The 17,563-nt window shown below is 38.4% G+C and carries 10 protein-coding genes; 9 read left to right on the top strand and 1 reads right to left on the bottom strand.

Translation table 11 applies throughout. The features are described 5' to 3' along the window. Nucleotides 1–102 precede the first annotated feature (102 nt). The 4 genes from R2R35_RS12000 to R2R35_RS11985 all read left to right on the top strand — a co-directional run bounded on the left by R2R35_RS12000 (nucleotide 103) and on the right by R2R35_RS11985 (nucleotide 7,644). Nucleotides 103–1,398, top strand: coding sequence for a M18 family aminopeptidase (locus R2R35_RS12000; protein ID WP_317730060.1), 1,296 nt, complete (start codon nucleotides 103–105; stop codon nucleotides 1,396–1,398). Nucleotides 1,399–2,281: 883 nt separating this feature from the next. After that, nucleotides 2,282–5,497 (top strand): DUF6240 domain-containing protein, encoded by a 3,216-nt coding sequence (locus tag R2R35_RS11995; RefSeq protein WP_317730059.1) that lies wholly within the window; start codon nucleotides 2,282–2,284, stop codon nucleotides 5,495–5,497. A gap of 16 nt (nucleotides 5,498–5,513) precedes the next feature. Next, nucleotides 5,514–6,908, top strand: coding sequence for a flagellin N-terminal helical domain-containing protein (locus tag R2R35_RS11990; protein WP_317730058.1), 1,395 nt, complete (start codon nucleotides 5,514–5,516; stop codon nucleotides 6,906–6,908). Nucleotides 6,909–7,164: 256 nt separating this feature from the next. Further along, the gene (locus tag R2R35_RS11985; RefSeq protein WP_317730057.1) at nucleotides 7,165–7,644 is read left to right on the top strand and encodes a flagellar export chaperone FliS; all 480 of its coding nucleotides are present in this window, start codon (nucleotides 7,165–7,167) and stop codon (nucleotides 7,642–7,644) included. 57 nt (nucleotides 7,645–7,701) lie between these two features. Here the strand turns inward: R2R35_RS11985 and R2R35_RS11980 are convergent, their stop codons facing one another. Beyond that, a complete protein-coding gene (locus tag R2R35_RS11980; RefSeq protein WP_317730056.1) occupies nucleotides 7,702–8,715 on the bottom strand; it encodes a LacI family DNA-binding transcriptional regulator in 1,014 nt (337 codons plus the stop codon). Nucleotides 8,716–9,381: 666 nt separating this feature from the next. Here R2R35_RS11980 and R2R35_RS11975 point away from each other — a divergent pair. From R2R35_RS11975 to R2R35_RS11955, 5 genes are all read left to right on the top strand, one after another. Beyond that, nucleotides 9,382–10,377, top strand: coding sequence for a LacI family DNA-binding transcriptional regulator (locus tag R2R35_RS11975; protein ID WP_317730055.1), 996 nt, complete (start codon nucleotides 9,382–9,384; stop codon nucleotides 10,375–10,377). Nucleotides 10,378–10,512: 135 nt separating this feature from the next. Then, nucleotides 10,513–12,264 (top strand): glycoside hydrolase family 13 protein, encoded by a 1,752-nt coding sequence (locus R2R35_RS11970; RefSeq protein ID WP_317730054.1) that lies wholly within the window; start codon nucleotides 10,513–10,515, stop codon nucleotides 12,262–12,264. A 44-nt stretch (nucleotides 12,265–12,308) separates the two neighbouring features. Continuing rightward, nucleotides 12,309–13,760, top strand: coding sequence for a 4-alpha-glucanotransferase (gene malQ / locus R2R35_RS11965; protein ID WP_317730053.1), 1,452 nt, complete (start codon nucleotides 12,309–12,311; stop codon nucleotides 13,758–13,760). 35 nt (nucleotides 13,761–13,795) lie between these two features. Then, nucleotides 13,796–16,045, top strand: a complete 2,250-nt coding sequence (locus R2R35_RS11960; RefSeq protein WP_317730052.1) for a glycogen/starch/alpha-glucan phosphorylase — start codon at nucleotides 13,796–13,798, stop codon at nucleotides 16,043–16,045. Nucleotides 16,046–16,176: 131 nt separating this feature from the next. After that, nucleotides 16,177–17,466 (top strand): extracellular solute-binding protein, encoded by a 1,290-nt coding sequence (locus R2R35_RS11955; protein ID WP_317730050.1) that lies wholly within the window; start codon nucleotides 16,177–16,179, stop codon nucleotides 17,464–17,466. Nucleotides 17,467–17,563 lie beyond the last annotated feature (97 nt).

Below are 17,563 nucleotides of genomic sequence, written 5' to 3'. Positions count from 1 at the left end.
AAAACACCGGGGGGAGCAGGTCAAGCATAAATCCTGCTTGTTTATTAAAATAAGGTGGGCTATAATTAATTCATATAAATTTACATCTAAGGAGGAGCAATCATGAAAGAGAAAGAGAGTGCGAAAGAGCTACTTTCATTTATACAGGAAGCAACATCACCTTACCACGCAGTGGAGGAAGGTATTAAGTATTTAGAAAAAGCAGGATTTACCGGCCTGGACTTTAAAGAGGATTGGGAGCTTACGAAGGGAGCAGGTTATTATATCAAACCTTATGCTACATCCCTCTTTGCTTTTACAGTAGGAGAGAACTTTGAAAAGGGACAGAATTTCCGAATTGCTGCAGCTCATACAGACCACCCGGGTTTTCGCGTAAAACCCAATGCAGATATCAGGAGCGGAGCTTATCGTAAATTAAATACAGAGGTTTATGGAGGTCCGATATTAAATACCTGGATGGACCGTCCTTTGTCGCTGGCCGGCAGAGTTGCTTTAAGAAGTGAGGACCCTTTTCATCCTGAATTAAGAATCCTGGATATCAAGAAACCGGTACTTACCATCCCCAATCTGGCCATTCATGTAAATAAAGAAGTGAACAAAGGAGTGGAGATAAACAGACAGACAGACACCCTGCCTTTGTTTTCTATGGTAAATGAAGATATATCAGAGGAGAAGTTTTTCTTAAGCTTCTTAGCAAGGGAACTTGGAATTGATAAATCAAAGATTCTTGACTATGATATGTATATTTACAATAAGGAAGATGGCTGCTTCATTGGCACTTCAGAGGATTTTGTATCCTGCCCGAGACTTGATAATCTTACTTCTGTATGGTCACTGTTAAAGGGAATTAATGGAGGAAGAAGAAAAGAAGGCATTAATCTGATAGCACTATTCGATAACGAGGAAATTGGCAGCAAGACCAAGCAGGGTGCAGATTCTGCCTTATTAAATCTTCTGCTGGAAAAAATTATGCGGGGGTTATCTCTAAAGGAAGAGAATTTGTATTCCCAGGTAACAGACAGCTTTCTGTTATCCGTAGACGTAGCCCACGGCGTTCATCCTAATCGCCCGGAAAAATATGATCCTACTAACTACACAGCTCTAAACGAAGGAATTGTATTTAAGATAGACAGCAATCAAAGATATACCTTTGATACAGAAGCTATCGCTATTGTTCAGCAGCTTTGTGAGGCAGCAGATGTGAAATATCAGAAATTTGTTAATCGTTCAGACATGCCGGGGGGCGGTACTTTAGGCCCCATCATATCCTCCTGGCTTCCTGTGAAAACGGTGGATATCGGAATACCTTTATTGGCCATGCATTCCTCCAGGGAACTAATGGGCACCAAGGATCAGGCATATCTGGATAAATTAATGGAAACATATTTTGGATTTTAGTACCATTGTTGTGAAAATAGCCAACAGAATTTAAATATTAAAGCTTATATTGACAAAACACACAAAAAGTGTTATACTTAATTAAGTCAATACGAGAAGGTATTGTACTAGAGGTTGGAAGCGCGTTGGGGAACGTGAGAGGGCAAAAGCTATAATGGAGTAAGACTGGTCAGATACGTGTACAGGAGTGATAAGGTACAGGTTTGATTGGTCTTATTTTAGTTTATGGAAATTTCGGATGGTAATTTTACATATAGACTTATTATTATTATTATGGTGGGGAGTAATAGGTTTTGGGGAACGGACGAGGAGTTTGGCTTACCGTTAGGAATTTTCCTGTTCAGGGTTCCAAATTCCACTAAAATGTCCGCAGTTGTTACTGGCAGGAGAAAGGATACCAAACTCGCAAAAAGCGCTCAGACAGTGGTATCCTTTCTCCTAGTAACAACTGTGGACATTTAAGTGTCATTAGGTACCCTTCAATGTAAGATTCCTAACGGTAAGCCAAACTCCTCTGTTGCTTTCAATGGATATCCTTATTATTTAGGTCTTTTATTGTTTGGGTTTGGAGTTATAGATGATAAAGTTTTATGAGTAGATTGATTACTTCGTTAAATAATTTTATTGCTGGTTAGGCTCAGTAATTATATTATTTTTTTAGATGGTTATTGGATAGCAGGGTTGCTATTTTGCGTTAATTGTATTTTTCTTGATTCCTGAATGCATTCCTCTGCTTTTCTTTCTTCGATTTTACTTAAGAAAATTGAAGTCTTGTCCGAAATATAATTAAATAACCCCTTATTGGTTGAAGTACTGAAAAAATATAGTTAATAGATTTAAAATTGCTACAGGACTACCTTACACAGGCAGAAAAGAGGTTGAAATGAATATAAATGTTATTTCAGAATATAAAACAACAGGCGCAGCAGGCACTGCGGATACCTCGGTACCGCTTCAGGACGTAAAAAAAGATGAAGTCAAAGGCACCAATGAGGTACAGGCGCAATCAGCGGTCGCCGTGTACACGGAAGGGTCCGAGAAGAGTTCTCCTGTTTATGAGGAAAAACAAGAAGAGGCAGCAGAAGATACGGTATATAAGCAGGAAGAATCAGCTGGTGGTGATGTATCAAAGACTTCCTCACAAATAACCGAAAGTGATTACATAGCTCTTGAACAGGAAGGTATTTCACTTGAAAAGTTTGAACTGGAGCGTCTTGACAGGATGCTGGCAAGAATAAAGCAGCAAAGGGAATTGCAGGAGAATAGCCTTGTAGACCAAAGAGCTAAATTAACGGAGAAAATTCTGCAGCAACAATACCTTGGACTTGATTATAGCAAAAATAAGCATCTGATCGAGAGGTTGGATTCTGCAAATATACCCGTTACAAAAGCCAATTTGGATCGTATTTCCACAGGAACAGATAAAGCAAGGTCGGTGGAGAACATGTCTGACCAGGCGAAATATTATCTGATTAAGAACCGTATGGAACCAACTCTTGATAATATTTATAAAGCTAGTTACAGTGCTGCTCATGTGAAGGAAACACCTGTAAACGACAGCCAGTGGGAGGAGATAAAACCTCAGGCTGCAAAAATTATTGAAGATTCCGGTTTTGAAGTGAATGAGCAAAGCTTAAGCAATGCCAGATGGCTTTATTCTCATAACCTTGGTATAACAGAAAATAATCTCTGGGCCACATGGGATTTGGATAAGATTAAATCTGATATGACAACAGATAAGATTACGGATAAGTTGATTACATCACTTGCATGGGGAAATACAAATTCTCCCTCGCTTAGTTTTCTGGCGGAAGGTCAGGGGTACAGAGCAGCAAGGGCAGATTTGGATATTAGTGATGATACTATTCGAACTATGGTGTCAGTCCGCTCGGACAAGGAAGTGGACAACCTGTCTATCAGGGATCTGTATAAGCAGCAGAGACAGCAGATAACGGATGATAGAAATATTGATAATAATACGAAAGCGCATATAGAAAATACGGCACAGACAGCTGTCAGCCAGGAGGAAATCGATATACGGACCATAACCGTAAGAAGACGACTGGAGGAAATTCGCTTAAAGATGACGTCTGATGCAAGCGGTGAGCTGTTAAAGAAAGGGTTCCATCTTGAGACCGATTCTCTTGTAAAAGTGGTTGAAGGCTTAAAAGAAATCGAGGATAACTATTATCGAAATCTTCTAAAAGAAGGCAATGTTAATGTCAGTCAGGATAATATCAGCACTGTGAAAGCAAGTCTTTTACAGGTTGAGGAATTAAAGAGTGCACCGGCAGCACTGCTTTCCAATACGCTTCTCTCTTGGTCACAGGAAACGATGGAAAGCCTTACGGCAGCTGGAAATGACTATAAAAGAAATCATGCAGCGGACAGTTACGAGACTTTAATGACCAAACCAAGAGCTGATATGGGTGATTCTATTTCCAAGGCCTTTCAAAATACAGGCAGTCTGTTAGAGGAGCTGGGACTGGAGGCCACAGAGGCAAATAAAAGAGCACTTCGCATTTTAGGTTATAACAATATGCCATTGACAGCTGAGAATATAGATCTTGTTAAGCTTCATGATACGCAGGTGAATAATGTAATGAAGAACTTCCATCCGGCAGTTGCGGTGGAGTTCATCCGAAAAGGTATCAACCCCGTAGAACTGCCTGTAGAGGAATTGAATAATCAGATAAATGCTATGAAAGAGGAGCTTGGAGTTACAGAAGAGGAACGCTTCAGCCGTTTCTTATGGAAGCTGGATAAGAACAAGGAAATCACAGAAGATGAAAGAAAATCCTTTATCGGCTTATACAGACTTTTAGGTGCCGTTGATAAAACAGATGGAGCAGCCCTGGGTGCAGTTGTTAAAGCAAATCAGGAGCTGACCCTTAAGAATCTTCTTACGGCTGTAAGGACAAGGCGAGGTGGCGGTATTGAAACTTCTGTAGATGACAACTTCGGGACGCTTTCTAATTATACAAAGAAAGGTGAATCCATCACCGACCAGATAAATACAGCCTATTTCGAGGAGACCTCAACTTCTTCGGAGTACACAAAAGCCGCCTATGGAAAAGAACTGGTCAGAGAAATCAAGGATAATCTTTCACCAGAAGCATTAAGTGGCCTTGGAAATACAAAGGACGTTGCAGACATGACCTTAGAGCAGGTGGCCGAAGCTCTGAACGAGCAGAATAAAGATACAGATAAAGCTTATTATAATGAGAAACTTAAGGATTTTAAAGAAGCTGTTACCAAAGAGGCTCAAGTTCTGCTGGATAACAATAAGCTTCCTGTTACCCTTTCAAACGTAATGGCGGCAAATGATTATCTGCAAAAGGAGAACACAGCATTTCATAAGCTAAATAACTTATTGCAGAGAAGTGATAGCCAGAGGGAAGCAGCAGACGCAATAGAAGAACATGTTACCCTGGAAGTAGCAGAAGGAACAGAGAACAGCTTAAACCTTGAAGGCATATCGGATAAGTTGCTGGACAATCTTGAGAGTGACAGTCAGATAAAGAACGCCTATCAGGAAATTGAGACTGAGGTTCAGGACATTCTTAAAAGTTATTATGAAAAGGGTAATCTGACTGTAAAAGATATGGAAGATATTCGAAGAATCGGTAACGGAATGCAGTTTATTACCCAGATGGCTTTAAGGGAAAGTTATCAGATACCACTGGTAACTATAGAAGGTATAACCAATGTTAATGTAACACTGCTTAAAAATACAGGTGACACCGGTAAAGCTGCCATTAAGATACCTACAGGTAAGCTGGGACAGATCGAGCTGAATCTTACGGTTAAGAATAACGAAGTAAGTGCCTTTATTGTCTGTGAAACAAGAGAAGGATTGGAAGCCGTAAAGAAAAAGGAAGCAGAAATTGCAGAGGCATTTACCATAAAAGATACAAAAATCAAACAAATCAGTTACGGGATAGGTAATAATTTTGGGGAAAGCGGTCGATATAACAACTATAAGCCAAAAGAAGAAGGCGATATCAATACCGGAGATACCCCCGCAGATACCGGAACGCTGTTAAAACTTTCCAAGGCATTCATACTACAAGTGAAAGAGATAGATAATCAACTTTAAGGAAAAGGAGAAATCAATGAGAATTAATCATAATATTTCAGCTTTAAAAGCAAACAACATGCTGAATAGAACAAACAAGAGTCTTGATAAGAGTCTGGAGAAGCTCTCTTCCGGATATCGTATTAATAAAGCTGCTGACGATGCTGCCGGTATGGCCATTTCCCAAAAAATGAAGACTCAGATAGCAGGACTTGAACAGGCCTCCAGAAATGCATCTGATGGTATTTCTATTATTCAGACAGCAGAAGGTGCCTTAAGTGAAGTGAATTCCATGCTGCAAAGAATGAGAGAACTATCTGTTCAGGCCTCCAATGGTACGAACACCATTGATGACAGAAAATCCATACAGGCAGAAATTGACCAGTTAAAAGAGGAAATACAGAGAATTTCTGATACCACTGAATTTAATACAAAAACTTTGCTGGATGGAAGTATTGACAGACAGTCCTTTACAAGCAATCAAAATGTACAGCTGGTATCTGTCTCTGACACCGTTCCAAGTAAGACCTATACAATTAATGTTTCTGCAGTCGCTACACAAGCAACTTATTCCGGCTCCGCAGCTATGGGGGCAACTAATATTACAGCTGCACAGGCTGGTGTATTTAATATTAATGGAAATGAAGTTAAGATTGAAGAAGGGGATACACCTGATATGGTATACGAAAAAATCAGGGATCTCAGCGACAATGCTAATATAGAGTGTAAAAAAGGTGCTTCCGGTGAGCTTATTTTCACTACAAAGGAATATGGCAGTGATAAGAAGATTGAGATTAATGTAGGAAATGCCGCACTCGCCTCATATCTTAATATTGATGCCAGTGTAAAGCCCAGTACCCATACGCAGGCCCAAGGCAAAGATACGGTTATGGCAGCTACCTGGGGAACCAATTTTGCTTCAACGGCCACTGTTTCCTCCAAAGGAAACTTTGTGACTATTTCTGATACAAATGGTTTTGAGATGACCTTTGATGTAAAAGCAACAGGAAGTACAACAGCAACCGTACTGGATTCCGGCCCTATGAAATTACAGATAGGTGCCAATGAGAGTCAGACGATGGAAGTAAGACTGCCGAAGGTTAATCCTGACACACTGGGTATCAGTATGGTTAACATCTGTACACAGGAAGGGGCAGAAGCAGCTATTACAATTTTTGATGATGCCAATAATCTGGTAACATCTATACGTGCGAAATTAGGTGCTTATCAGAATCGTCTGGAGCACTCCATATCAAATCTGGATACAACTTCAGAAAATATGACAGAAGCTCTTTCGCGTATTGCAGATGTAGATATGGCAAAGGAAATGGCGACATATACCCAGATGAATGTTCTTGCTCAGGCGGGAACCTCTATGCTTGCTCAAGCAAATGAAAGACCACAGACAGTTTTATCTCTGCTTCAGGGCTAATAACCTAATAATTTATAGGTATATGAAACTTATTGCAGTGTTCTGAATGTGCCATTTTGCGGTTCTCGAGAAAGCAATAAAGGAACGTAAAAAATCTGCGACCCAAGGATGGTACCTTGCCTTCTACAAAGTGGAACTTCCAGCTTGGTACAATAGGTTTCAGTACCCAGGATACGTCTTGGTTATCACTTTTAAAAACTTACTATTACAGTATAGGAAGTTTTTACTTGCGCCCCAGAAAGGAGCAGTAACAGGAATGGAAAAGGAACTAGCAAAATCCTTTGCAGCCAGAATTACGCAGGCATCCAAAACAGAACTGATTGTAATTATGTATGAGGTCATATTATCAGATATTCAATCAGCAAAGGAAAAGCTGAGTAAGGGTGAAACAGAAGGCTTTAGACATGATATCAAACATGGGCAGAAGTTCCTGAACGAACTGATGTCATCCCTTGATTATACCTATGATATATCACTGAACTTAATGAGTCTCTATATTTTTATTAATAAAGCTTTGGTAGATGCACAGTACCAGATGGAGAGAAAACCTTTACAGGATGCGGAAGAAGTCCTTCAGATATTGATGAAAGGCTTTGAAGGAATTGCGAAAGAAGATAAATCCGGTCCGGTTATGCGAAATACCGGGCAGATCTATGCTGGACTCACCTATGGCAGAGGCGTATTAAACGAGACGTATGTCGATCCAAACCAGGTAAACAGAGGTTTTAAGGCGTAATTAATAGAAAGATAGGCAAAACAGAAGACTTGTAAAAGAACCCGTTGGGAGAAAAACTTATTTCTCCTCACGGGTTCTTTCTTTGCAGATGGCAGTGGATTGGCGTTTGATAAATTTGGCTCTGAGTAGCAGTTTGCTGGTGGTTATATTGTGTATAAGCCCGTCCAGCAGCAGGAAGGCACTCTTCCCCAAATCCACCCTGTCCTGTCTGATAGTGGTCAATGCCGGCGAGAGCTGAGTGGCAAGAGGAAGGTCATCAAAACCTATAACACTGATATCCTCCGGTACTTTAAGACCCTGTTCCATAATTTCAGTGATAACTCCGGAAGCGATAAGGTCACTGGCGCAGATTATCGCAGTAGCACCATTTTTTAGAAAGGAGGGAACATGGTATTTGGCACAGTCAGGAACATAATATCCATATTCTATAAGGCTTTCTTCCAGAAGGAGGTTGTGCTTATTCATACTGTTTACAAATGCAGCATAACGCTGATTGGATACCATGGAGTTCTTGGAGCCGTTGAGAAATGCAATTTTTTTATGCCCCAATTCTTTTAGATGGACAACTGCACAGTCAATCCCTTCTTCACTGTCCGTTCCCACATAACCAACATGATTGTTTCCTTCTATATAATTATCAAGAAGAACGGTAGGCACCGTGGTTTTGTTTAGCTGTACCACCCAGTCGTCGTGAAGGGCAAAACCCAGAAAAAACGCTCCGCTGTATCCATTCTTCAGCATATACGTATCATATTTTTCGTCTGTCTGAAGAGTAAGGCTTGCGGGAATTACAGTTACCTCCCAATGCCTCCTGGCAGCAGATAACTTAAATCCTACAATTATGTCATAGCCAAACTGATCGATGTTCTCATAGTCCATATTTTCAATAAAAATACATACCTTACGTGTGGTAGTGGTACGCATTTTTTTTGACGCATAGCCCATTTCCACAGCAGTGTCCAATACCAGCTGGCGCATATCATTGCTGATGTCGCTAGCACCATTTAAACCCTTGGATACGGTACTGACTGCTATACCAAGTTTGTTTGCAATATCTTTTATAGTAGCCATGAATTATATGTCTCCCCTGGTTCTCTTTTTGTAATTGCTGATTGCTCCGATTAACGAAATAAGGACCCTGTAATTTAAGAAGACCCAGTAGCTTAAGAAAGACCCAAAAAAATAATAGAGAACTAAAACTTAACAAAAAACCTTAAATCTAATTAAATTTTCTGTCCATATATATTTTCAAGTATCGTAACCTTATAATTGCTCAAATTTATTAAGCTAAACGTAAGAAATCTCTTTATCGTGTTTATTTCTTGTAATAACTTCTCGTACGATAACTGTAAACGCATGCATAACATAACAAAAATTATAAACCGAAAAAATCTACATTACAATAGGTAAATTCTCATTTGAACACCATGATAAGTGCAATGAGTCCGGCAGTATCCCTAGCCTTGCGAAATCCCAAGTTTTAAAAGTGACTTTTCGCGATACTGATACAATATGAAAGCTCACACGGAAATCAGCTCCAGGTGACCCATGTGGTGGGCAGCAGTAAAGAATAACCTTTAATTATAGCATCCATATATTATGGATATATCAATATTTACTAAAAAAAGTAAGTTAAAACAAATAGAAAGTATATAAAATTATAAAAATCCATTGACAGAAGAGAAAAAGAGTTATATAGTAATAGTACAGAAACCGTTTTCCGCAGGAGGCAAATTGATGGTATCGATAAATGATGTGGCAAAAAGAGCCGGAGTAGCAAAATCAACGGTATCTAAAGTTTTAAACAATTATAGCCTTGTTAGTAATGAAACTAGATTAAAAGTTGAGAAGGCAGTAGAGGAGTTGGGCTATGTTCCAAATTCAGTAGCAATTTCGCTGTCTAAGAAAGAATTTAATCGAGTGGGTTTAATTGTTGATATTCGCCACAATAGCCAGTTTGTCGATGAAATCAGCATGCAATACCTGACGGGTGCTTTTGAAAAAGCGAAAGAGTATCATCTGGAAGTGGTAACCTTTTTCAGTTCCCAGTTTGATGAAATGAATTACAAACAAGTAACAGCTTATCTTAAGTCTCAGAGAATTAATTGCTTAATTATTTACAATTTATCAATAGAGAATAAGAATTTATATAAAATTATAGAGAAACAAGAATTTTTCTCTGTCTTAGTTGATTCACCGATTATAAATGACAGGACCTCCTCCGTGTCCATAGACCAATTCTCAGCCCAATATGATGTTGCGAAAAAGACTTTCGATGAGAATGAATACATTGACAAAGTTTTATATATAGCAGGCGGAGCAGGCGGGTATATTACCAATCAAAGGCTGGATGCCATGAAGAAGCTGAAAGAAGAGTATGGCTTTGAGCTGATTGTAAAATACGGAGATTTTAATGAATACAAAGCCAGAGAAATTACATTACAACATGCCAGGAAAATAAATGCTATCGTATGTGCCTCTGATCTTATGGCTATTGGAGCTGTATTTGCACTTACAGAGCTGGATATATTCAGGCCGGTCAGCGGATTTGACGGAATAAGATTAATGGGTTACACCAAGATAGCCATGAATACAGTGAAGCAGAATTTTAATCTGAAATCCAAACAGGCATTTGATGAGTTAAAGAAATTATTAGATGGCGAAATAGGCCAGCATACAGAAATACCTTATGAGGTATGTAGAATCGATTATATGGATGTCATTCAAAAATAAAGAGTAATATCTATATAATTTTTTCATCGTTTTACGGAAACCGTTTTCTGTGATTTGCTTCAACAGTCAATTCATATGAAAGCTAATAATATAACCCGATTTGACTTTGGTGTTGTAAGTGACAAAGGAGATTAGATGAAATTAGAAGCAGTTTACCATAGAACCTCAGATAACTACAGCTATCCTTTAAATGAAGAAGACCTTATTATTAATTTAAAAACTGGTCATGATATCGAAAAAGTTTATATCTATTACGGCGATCCTTTTGAAAATGGAATTCTCGGAGGAAACTGGAAGTGGAGCGGCGTAGAGGAAGAAATTATATACAGGAAAAATTTAACCCGTCATATCTGGTGGACCACAACCGTAAAACCACAGTATAAAAGATGCAAATATTATTTCAAATTAGTCAGCGGTAACCAATCTATTTATTATTTTGAAGATGGTTTTTATACGGAACATGAGATGAATCACCAGGGAAAAAGCCTGTCTTACTTTACCTTTCCATGGATGAATGCAATTGATATTAACACAACGCCTGACTGGGTAAATAATACTGTATGGTATCAGATATTCCCCGAGCGCTTTTGCAATGGGGATACAGGCAACGATCCAGAAGGTACAAAACCTTGGGGGTTTCACCGGGTTACCAACGAAGAATACTATGGCGGTGATTTACAGGGTATCATTGATCGTCTGGATTATTTGCAGGACCTGGGAATCAATGGAATATATCTAACCCCTATTTTTGAGGCAGGAAGCAGTCATAAGTACGATACAACAGATTATAAGAGAATCGATCCTCATTTTGGCGATGAGAAGGTATTCAAAACCCTTGTTGATAAAGCCCATGAAAAGGGAATCCGGATTATGCTGGATGGTGTATTTAACCATTGTGGTAAAAGCTTCGCACCATGGCTTGATGTATTAGAACATGGTCCCGAATCGAAATATTATAACTGGTTTATGATTAACAAATGGCCTTTTGATAAAGGGGTGCATAACACAAAGGACGGCTCCTTTTATTCCTTTGCATTTACACCCCGGATGCCTAAGTTGAACACCAATAACACTGAGGTTAATCAATATCTGTTGGATATCGTGGAATACTGGGTGAAAAACTTTGATATAGACGGCCTGAGATTAGATGTGGCCAATGAAGTGTCTCATAGATTTTGTAAGGAGCTGAGGAGACTGACCAAAGCGATAAAACCTGATTTTTATTTATTAGGTGAGATCTGGCATGATGCCATGACCTGGCTTACAGGAGATGAATTCGATGCAGTTATGAATTATCCTCTTGCTACTTCCATAACAGATTTCTGGCTGTATCCTGAAAAGACCAGCTATGATTTTGAATGCAGCATCAATCATAATTTTACTATGTATATGCAGCAGACCAATAATGTTTTGTTTAATTTGCTGGATTCCCATGATACGAACCGTTTAATTGATAAAGTGAAGGATATCGACATTTTTTATCAGCAATTGGCGTTGTTATTTACCATGCCGGGCAGCCCGTGTATTTATTATGGGACAGAATTTGCAATGGAGGGCAGTTACGATCCGGATTGCAGAAGATGCATGCCGTGGGAAGAAATAGCTTCCGGATTATTTGCTGAAAAAATAGAAAAAACAAAATCACTAATCAACTTAAGAAAATCAAATAATGCATTTAAAAGTAAACATTTTCATTTTATAGAAGACAAGAAAGATAAAAGAATTATACATCTTATAAAAACAGATGAGGATCACAAACAGGTGGAAGTGATTCTAAACTGCTCGGAACAGGAACATAAAATTGAAAGAAAAGGTAATGAATTATTTAGTCTGTTGGCAGTAGATACTATATTAAAACCGAAAGGTGTTTATATACAGCAAATATAAATTGATATACTCATCAGCGAGCTATTTTAAGGAGAATAAGTGTTATGAGAGAAGCGGGAATACTATTACCCATAGCATCACTGCCGTCGAATCATGGAATCGGTGATTTGGGGCAATATAGTTATGAATTGATTGATTTATTAAAACAGGCAGGATTTCATATATGGCAGATATTACCTCTGAATCCTTTGGGTTATGGGAATTCACCTTACCAGCCATACTCCTCCTTTGCAGGTGATGAGATTTATATAAGTCTGGAGGAACTTTTCCGTGAAGGTCTGCTTAAGAATAAGGCACCGAAGTTTGGGCAGAAGGCACAGACGGTTGATTATGAAAAGGTAAGGAGCTTTAAGGAGCACTATCTGAAACAGGCCTTTTCAAATTTCATTCCCGATGAGGACTATAAAGTCTTTGCGGAACAGCCCTGGGTTTATTTATATGGTGTCTTCCTTACCTTAAAAAAGAAAAATGATCTAAAATGCTGGAATGAATGGGATACAGAACAAAAGGAATGGATAAAAACAAAGGAATTTGATGTTTCTGTCTATGAGGAAGATATCCGTTATGAAATGTTCGTACAGTACCAATTCTATAAACAGTGGATGAAAGTAAAGGCTTATGCAAATGAAAACGGCATCAGAATAATGGGTGATATCCCTTTTTATGTAGGAATAGATTCCCTGGACGTCTGGGCAAATCAGGAATGCTTTTTGCTGGGAGCAGATGGAAAACCTACATTTATTGCTGGTGTTCCGCCGGATTATTTCAGTGCCACAGGTCAAAGATGGGGGAATCCAATCTATGACTGGGAGTATCTAAAAGAGCAAAATTTTGAGTTCTGGTTAGATAGAATTGATTATAACAGTAAATTATTTGATATTATCCGAATTGATCATTTCCGTGCTTTTGACACCTATTGGAAAATTCCTTCCTCCTGTGAAACCGCCGTAGAGGGTGAGTGGTTAGAGGCTCCGGGATATGATGTGTTTAACCTGATTGCTAAAAAGTATCCCCAGGTTGAAATTGTTGCCGAGGATTTAGGTGATTTAAGAGAAGAAGTTCATGTCTTAAAAAATCATTTTGGTCTAAAGGGCATGAAGATTGTTCAGTTTACCTTTGACCCCAGGGAAAATAACAATAATTTTGAAGATGTAAAGAACATGGTTATCTATACAGGAAGCCATGATAATCAGACCATGAAAGGCTGGTATCTGTCACAGGATAAAAAAAACCAGTACGCTATCAGAAAAGCCTTGAAAAGGTCAGGATATGAGGACCGGGTTATTTCGAAAAGATTTGTAAAGCTGACTCTTGACAGTATTGCAGACATGGCAATCTTACCGGTTCAGGACTTAATAAACCTGGGGGATGAAGCAAGAATCAATACTCCCGGAACCTTAGGTTCACCAAACTGGGAATGGAAATTAAACAGCTTTAAAAGTCTTAAGAAAGAAATCAGCAGCCTAAAGGAACTAATCCAGGCAAGTAACAGATAGACAGGTATAAAAAGCGGCGCAAGGAAGGAGTTAGAATGTTAGAAAAGATATTACAGAAAAGATATGGCAAATCCATAGCAGAGTGCAGCAAGGAAGAAATATATTTCGGCCTCTTGGAAATGTCAAAAGACATGGCAAAAGAGAAGTACACAGAGAAGGGTAAGAAGAAGGTTTATTACATTTCAGCAGAATTTTTAATCGGTAAGCTGTTATCCAATAATCTTATCAACTTAGGAATTTATGATGAAATAAGAGAAATATTAAAAGAGAATGGGAAATCCCTAACAGAGGTAGAGAGTGTAGAACTGGAGCCCTCCCTTGGAAATGGCGGACTTGGAAGACTGGCAGCATGTTTCATGGATTCCATTGCATCACTTGGACTTAACGGAGCAGGCATTGGATTAAATTATCATTTTGGATTATTCCGACAGGTATTTGAGGAAAACCTTCAAAAAGAGGAAAAGAATCCATGGATTACAAATGACAGCTGGCTTGTAAAAAGTGACAAATCCTATACCGTACAGTTTAAGGATTTAACCGTAAAATCAAAGCTCTATGATATTGCAGTTACGGGATATGATAATCGCACGAACTGGCTTCATTTATTTGATATCGAGACGATCGATGAGTCTATTGTTAAGACTGGTATTTCTTTTGAAAAAGAGGATATTGCCAAAAACCTTACCTTATTCCTATACCCTGATGACAGTGATGAAAAGGGTGAGCTCTTAAGAATTTATCAGCAATATTTTATGGTAAGCAACGCAGCGCAGATGATTTTGGAGGAGTGTGAGAAGAAGGGCAGTAATCTATATGACCTCTATGATTATGCAGTGATCCAGATTAATGATACACATCCGACAATGGTAATACCTGAGTTAATCCGTTTAATGGTATTAAGAGGGATAGAGATGGATGAGGCAATAGAAATCGTATCTAAGACCTGTGCATATACAAATCACACAATATTATCAGAAGCATTAGAGAAATGGCCCATCAAATATTTAAAGAAAGTTGTTCCTCAGCTGCTGCCAATTATAGAAGTTCTGGATAACAAGGTCAGAAGAAAATTTGAAGATCCTTCTGTTGCTATCATTGATAAAGATGACAGAGTCCATATGGCTCATATTGATATCCATTACGGATTCAGTGTAAACGGAGTTGCGGCCCTTCATACAGAGATTTTAAAGCAGAATGAGTTAAATAACTTTTATAAGCTTTATCCTGAAAAGTTCAACAACAAAACCAATGGTATTACCTTCCGCAGATGGCTGATGCACTGTAATTATCCCCTTACAAAATATTTAACTGAAGTTATCGGTGACGGCTTCAAAAGGGATGCGGATCAGTTAGAGAAACTTTTAGCTTTGAAAGAAGACAGCAAGGTACAGGCCACTTTATTACATATCAAACATGAGAATAAAGTTGCCTTGAAAGAACATTTATTAAAAACACAAGGTATCGAAATTAATGAGAATTCCATCTTCGATATACAGATCAAGCGTTTACACGAGTATAAGAGACAACAGATGAATGCTTTATATATCATTCATAAATACCTTGAAATCAAGAAGGGTATACTACCGGTAACGCCAATTACACTGATATTCGGAGCCAAGGCAGCACCTGCTTATACCATAGCAAAAGATATTATCCACTTAATTCTTTGTTTACAGGAATTAATTAATAAGGATAAAGATGTCAGCCCTTATCTGAAGGTAGTTATGGTTGAAAATTATAATGTGACCTTAGCTGAAAAATTGATTCCTGCATGTGATATATCAGAGCAGATATCTTTAGCTTCCAAAGAGGCCAGCGGTACCGGTAACATGAAATTCATGTTAAACGGTGCAATAACACTGGGCACGATGGATGGTGCAAACGTTGAGATTGCTGAGCTTGTAGGGAAAGACAATATCTATATCTTTGGCGAATCCAGTGAGGAAGTAATCGCTCATTATGAAAACAGAGATTATATTTCCAAAGACTATTATGAAGCTGATAAAGAAATTCAGGAGATGGTTGACTTTATTGTAAGCGATATACTTATGAAAATCGGTAAAAAAGAAAATCTGGAACGTTTGTACAAGGAAATTCTTAATAAAGACTGGTTTATGACTCTGCTAGACATTAAAGAATATATCGCAAAAAAAGAAGAGATCATAGCTGATTACGAAGACAGAGAGAAGTGGGCAAAAATGATGATTGAAAACATCGGCAGGGCCGGATATTTTTCTTCTGACAGAACCATAGCAGAGTACAACAAAGAGATCTGGAAGGTATAAAATTTTTATTCAAAGTGAAATAAAATGTCAGGACATTTTATGGTAAGCAATGATATCCAGGACATTTTATGATAGAAACTAATATGACAAGTGTCATATCAATTTATCAAATTTTAAGGAGAGGTAGATTTATGAAAAAGAAATTATTTGCATTACTATTGGCAACCACATTAGTAGTATCCTTAGCTGGTTGTGGCAAAAAAAATGAAACACCTACAAATCCAGGAACAGAAGCAACGAACACTCCTGCAACTACAGAAGCTCCTGCAGAAGTAGAAGATGTTACTTTGAAAGTATGGGCACCTGAAAATCAGATTAAAGATGGAACCATGGATTCCATGACAAAATCCTTCCAGGCCTTACACCCGGAATGGAATATAACCTTCACTGTTGAAACACAGGGTGAAGATACTTTAAAGGATGAAATCCTGAAAGATGTTACTGCAGCCGGAGATGTATTCTTCTTCGCAAATGACCAGTTAAATGAATTAATCAATGCCGGTGCAATTGCAAGACTTGGCGGTTCCACTGAAGAAATGGTTAAGACAACAATGTCTCAGGAAGTTGTAAATACTGTAACAAAAGATGACGCTATCTATGGTATTCCTTTTACACATAACACCTTCTTTATGTACTATGACAAATCTCTTTTAACAGCTGATGATATCAAATCTGTTGAAAGTATTATGGCAAAAGAAACAGCTGATAATGTTTACAATTTCTGCTTTGATTCAGCAGGCGGCTGGAAATTAGGTGCTTGGTATTATGGAGCCGGTTTAACAATCTATGGTGAAAGCCAGACAGATTTCGCTGCCGGTGCAAACTGGAATAACGAAACCGGAGTTGCTGTTACAAATTACTTAATCGACTTAATCAATAATCCCAAAACTGCATTTGCTGATGATGTTTCTCTCTCAGAATTAACTGCAGACCACAGAATTGGTGCTTGGTTTGACGGTTCCTGGAACTATAATTTATACAAAGATGCTTTAGGTGATGATTTAGGAGTAGCTGTTATTCCTACCTTTAATCCAGACGGAAAAGATTATCAGTTAAAAGGTTTCTATGGCTCAAAAGCAATCGGTGTTAACTCACAAGCTGCTTTCCCTGCTGTAGCAGTAGCATTTGCAGCTTACCTTGGAAGTGAAGAAATGCAGGTACAGCGTTTTGAAGAAACTGGTCAGGTTCCTACCAACCTTACGGCTGGTGAATCCGAAGCTGTTCAGGCAGATGAAGTAGCTAAGGTTATTGTTGAAGAAGCTAACACTGCATCTGTAATGCAGCCTACTTCCGCAGAATTCAGTTCCAGATACTGGGCAAATGCCGGAGCAATTGCAACTGAAATTAAAAGCGGTGATTTAAATAAAGACAATGTAAAAGAAAAATTAGATACCTTTGTCGGCACTTTAGCTGTTGAATAAAAAAGTGGAAGTTACAACAAGATTCTAATAAAATATTGTATAAAGAGTTAATCTATTATACCTAATTATATCTGGGCAACTTGTGAACAATGGTCCT

Source organism: Anaerocolumna sp. AGMB13020 (assembly GCF_033100115.1).
GTDB lineage: Bacteria > Bacillota > Clostridia > Lachnospirales > Lachnospiraceae > Anaerocolumna.
The sequence above is the reverse complement of the archived record's forward strand: the minus strand, read 5'-3'. Positions and strand labels throughout refer to the sequence as shown.

Excerpts from the sequence above, each read along its gene's own strand:
- R2R35_RS12000 (WP_317730060.1), top strand. The coding sequence starts at position 103 with ATGAAAGAGAAAGAGAGTGCGAAAGAGCTACTTTCATTTATACAGGAA.
- R2R35_RS11995 (WP_317730059.1), top strand. The coding sequence starts at position 2,282 with ATGAATATAAATGTTATTTCAGAATATAAAACAACAGGCGCAGCAGGC.
- R2R35_RS11990 (WP_317730058.1), top strand. The coding sequence starts at position 5,514 with ATGAGAATTAATCATAATATTTCAGCTTTAAAAGCAAACAACATGCTG.
- R2R35_RS11985 (WP_317730057.1), top strand. The coding sequence starts at position 7,165 with ATGGAAAAGGAACTAGCAAAATCCTTTGCAGCCAGAATTACGCAGGCA.
- R2R35_RS11980 (WP_317730056.1), bottom strand. The coding sequence starts at position 8,715 with ATGGCTACTATAAAAGATATTGCAAACAAACTTGGTATAGCAGTCAGT.
- R2R35_RS11975 (WP_317730055.1), top strand. The coding sequence starts at position 9,382 with ATGGTATCGATAAATGATGTGGCAAAAAGAGCCGGAGTAGCAAAATCA.
- R2R35_RS11970 (WP_317730054.1), top strand. The coding sequence starts at position 10,513 with ATGAAATTAGAAGCAGTTTACCATAGAACCTCAGATAACTACAGCTAT.
- malQ (WP_317730053.1), top strand. The coding sequence starts at position 12,309 with ATGAGAGAAGCGGGAATACTATTACCCATAGCATCACTGCCGTCGAAT.
- R2R35_RS11960 (WP_317730052.1), top strand. The coding sequence starts at position 13,796 with ATGTTAGAAAAGATATTACAGAAAAGATATGGCAAATCCATAGCAGAG.
- R2R35_RS11955 (WP_317730050.1), top strand. The coding sequence starts at position 16,177 with ATGAAAAAGAAATTATTTGCATTACTATTGGCAACCACATTAGTAGTA.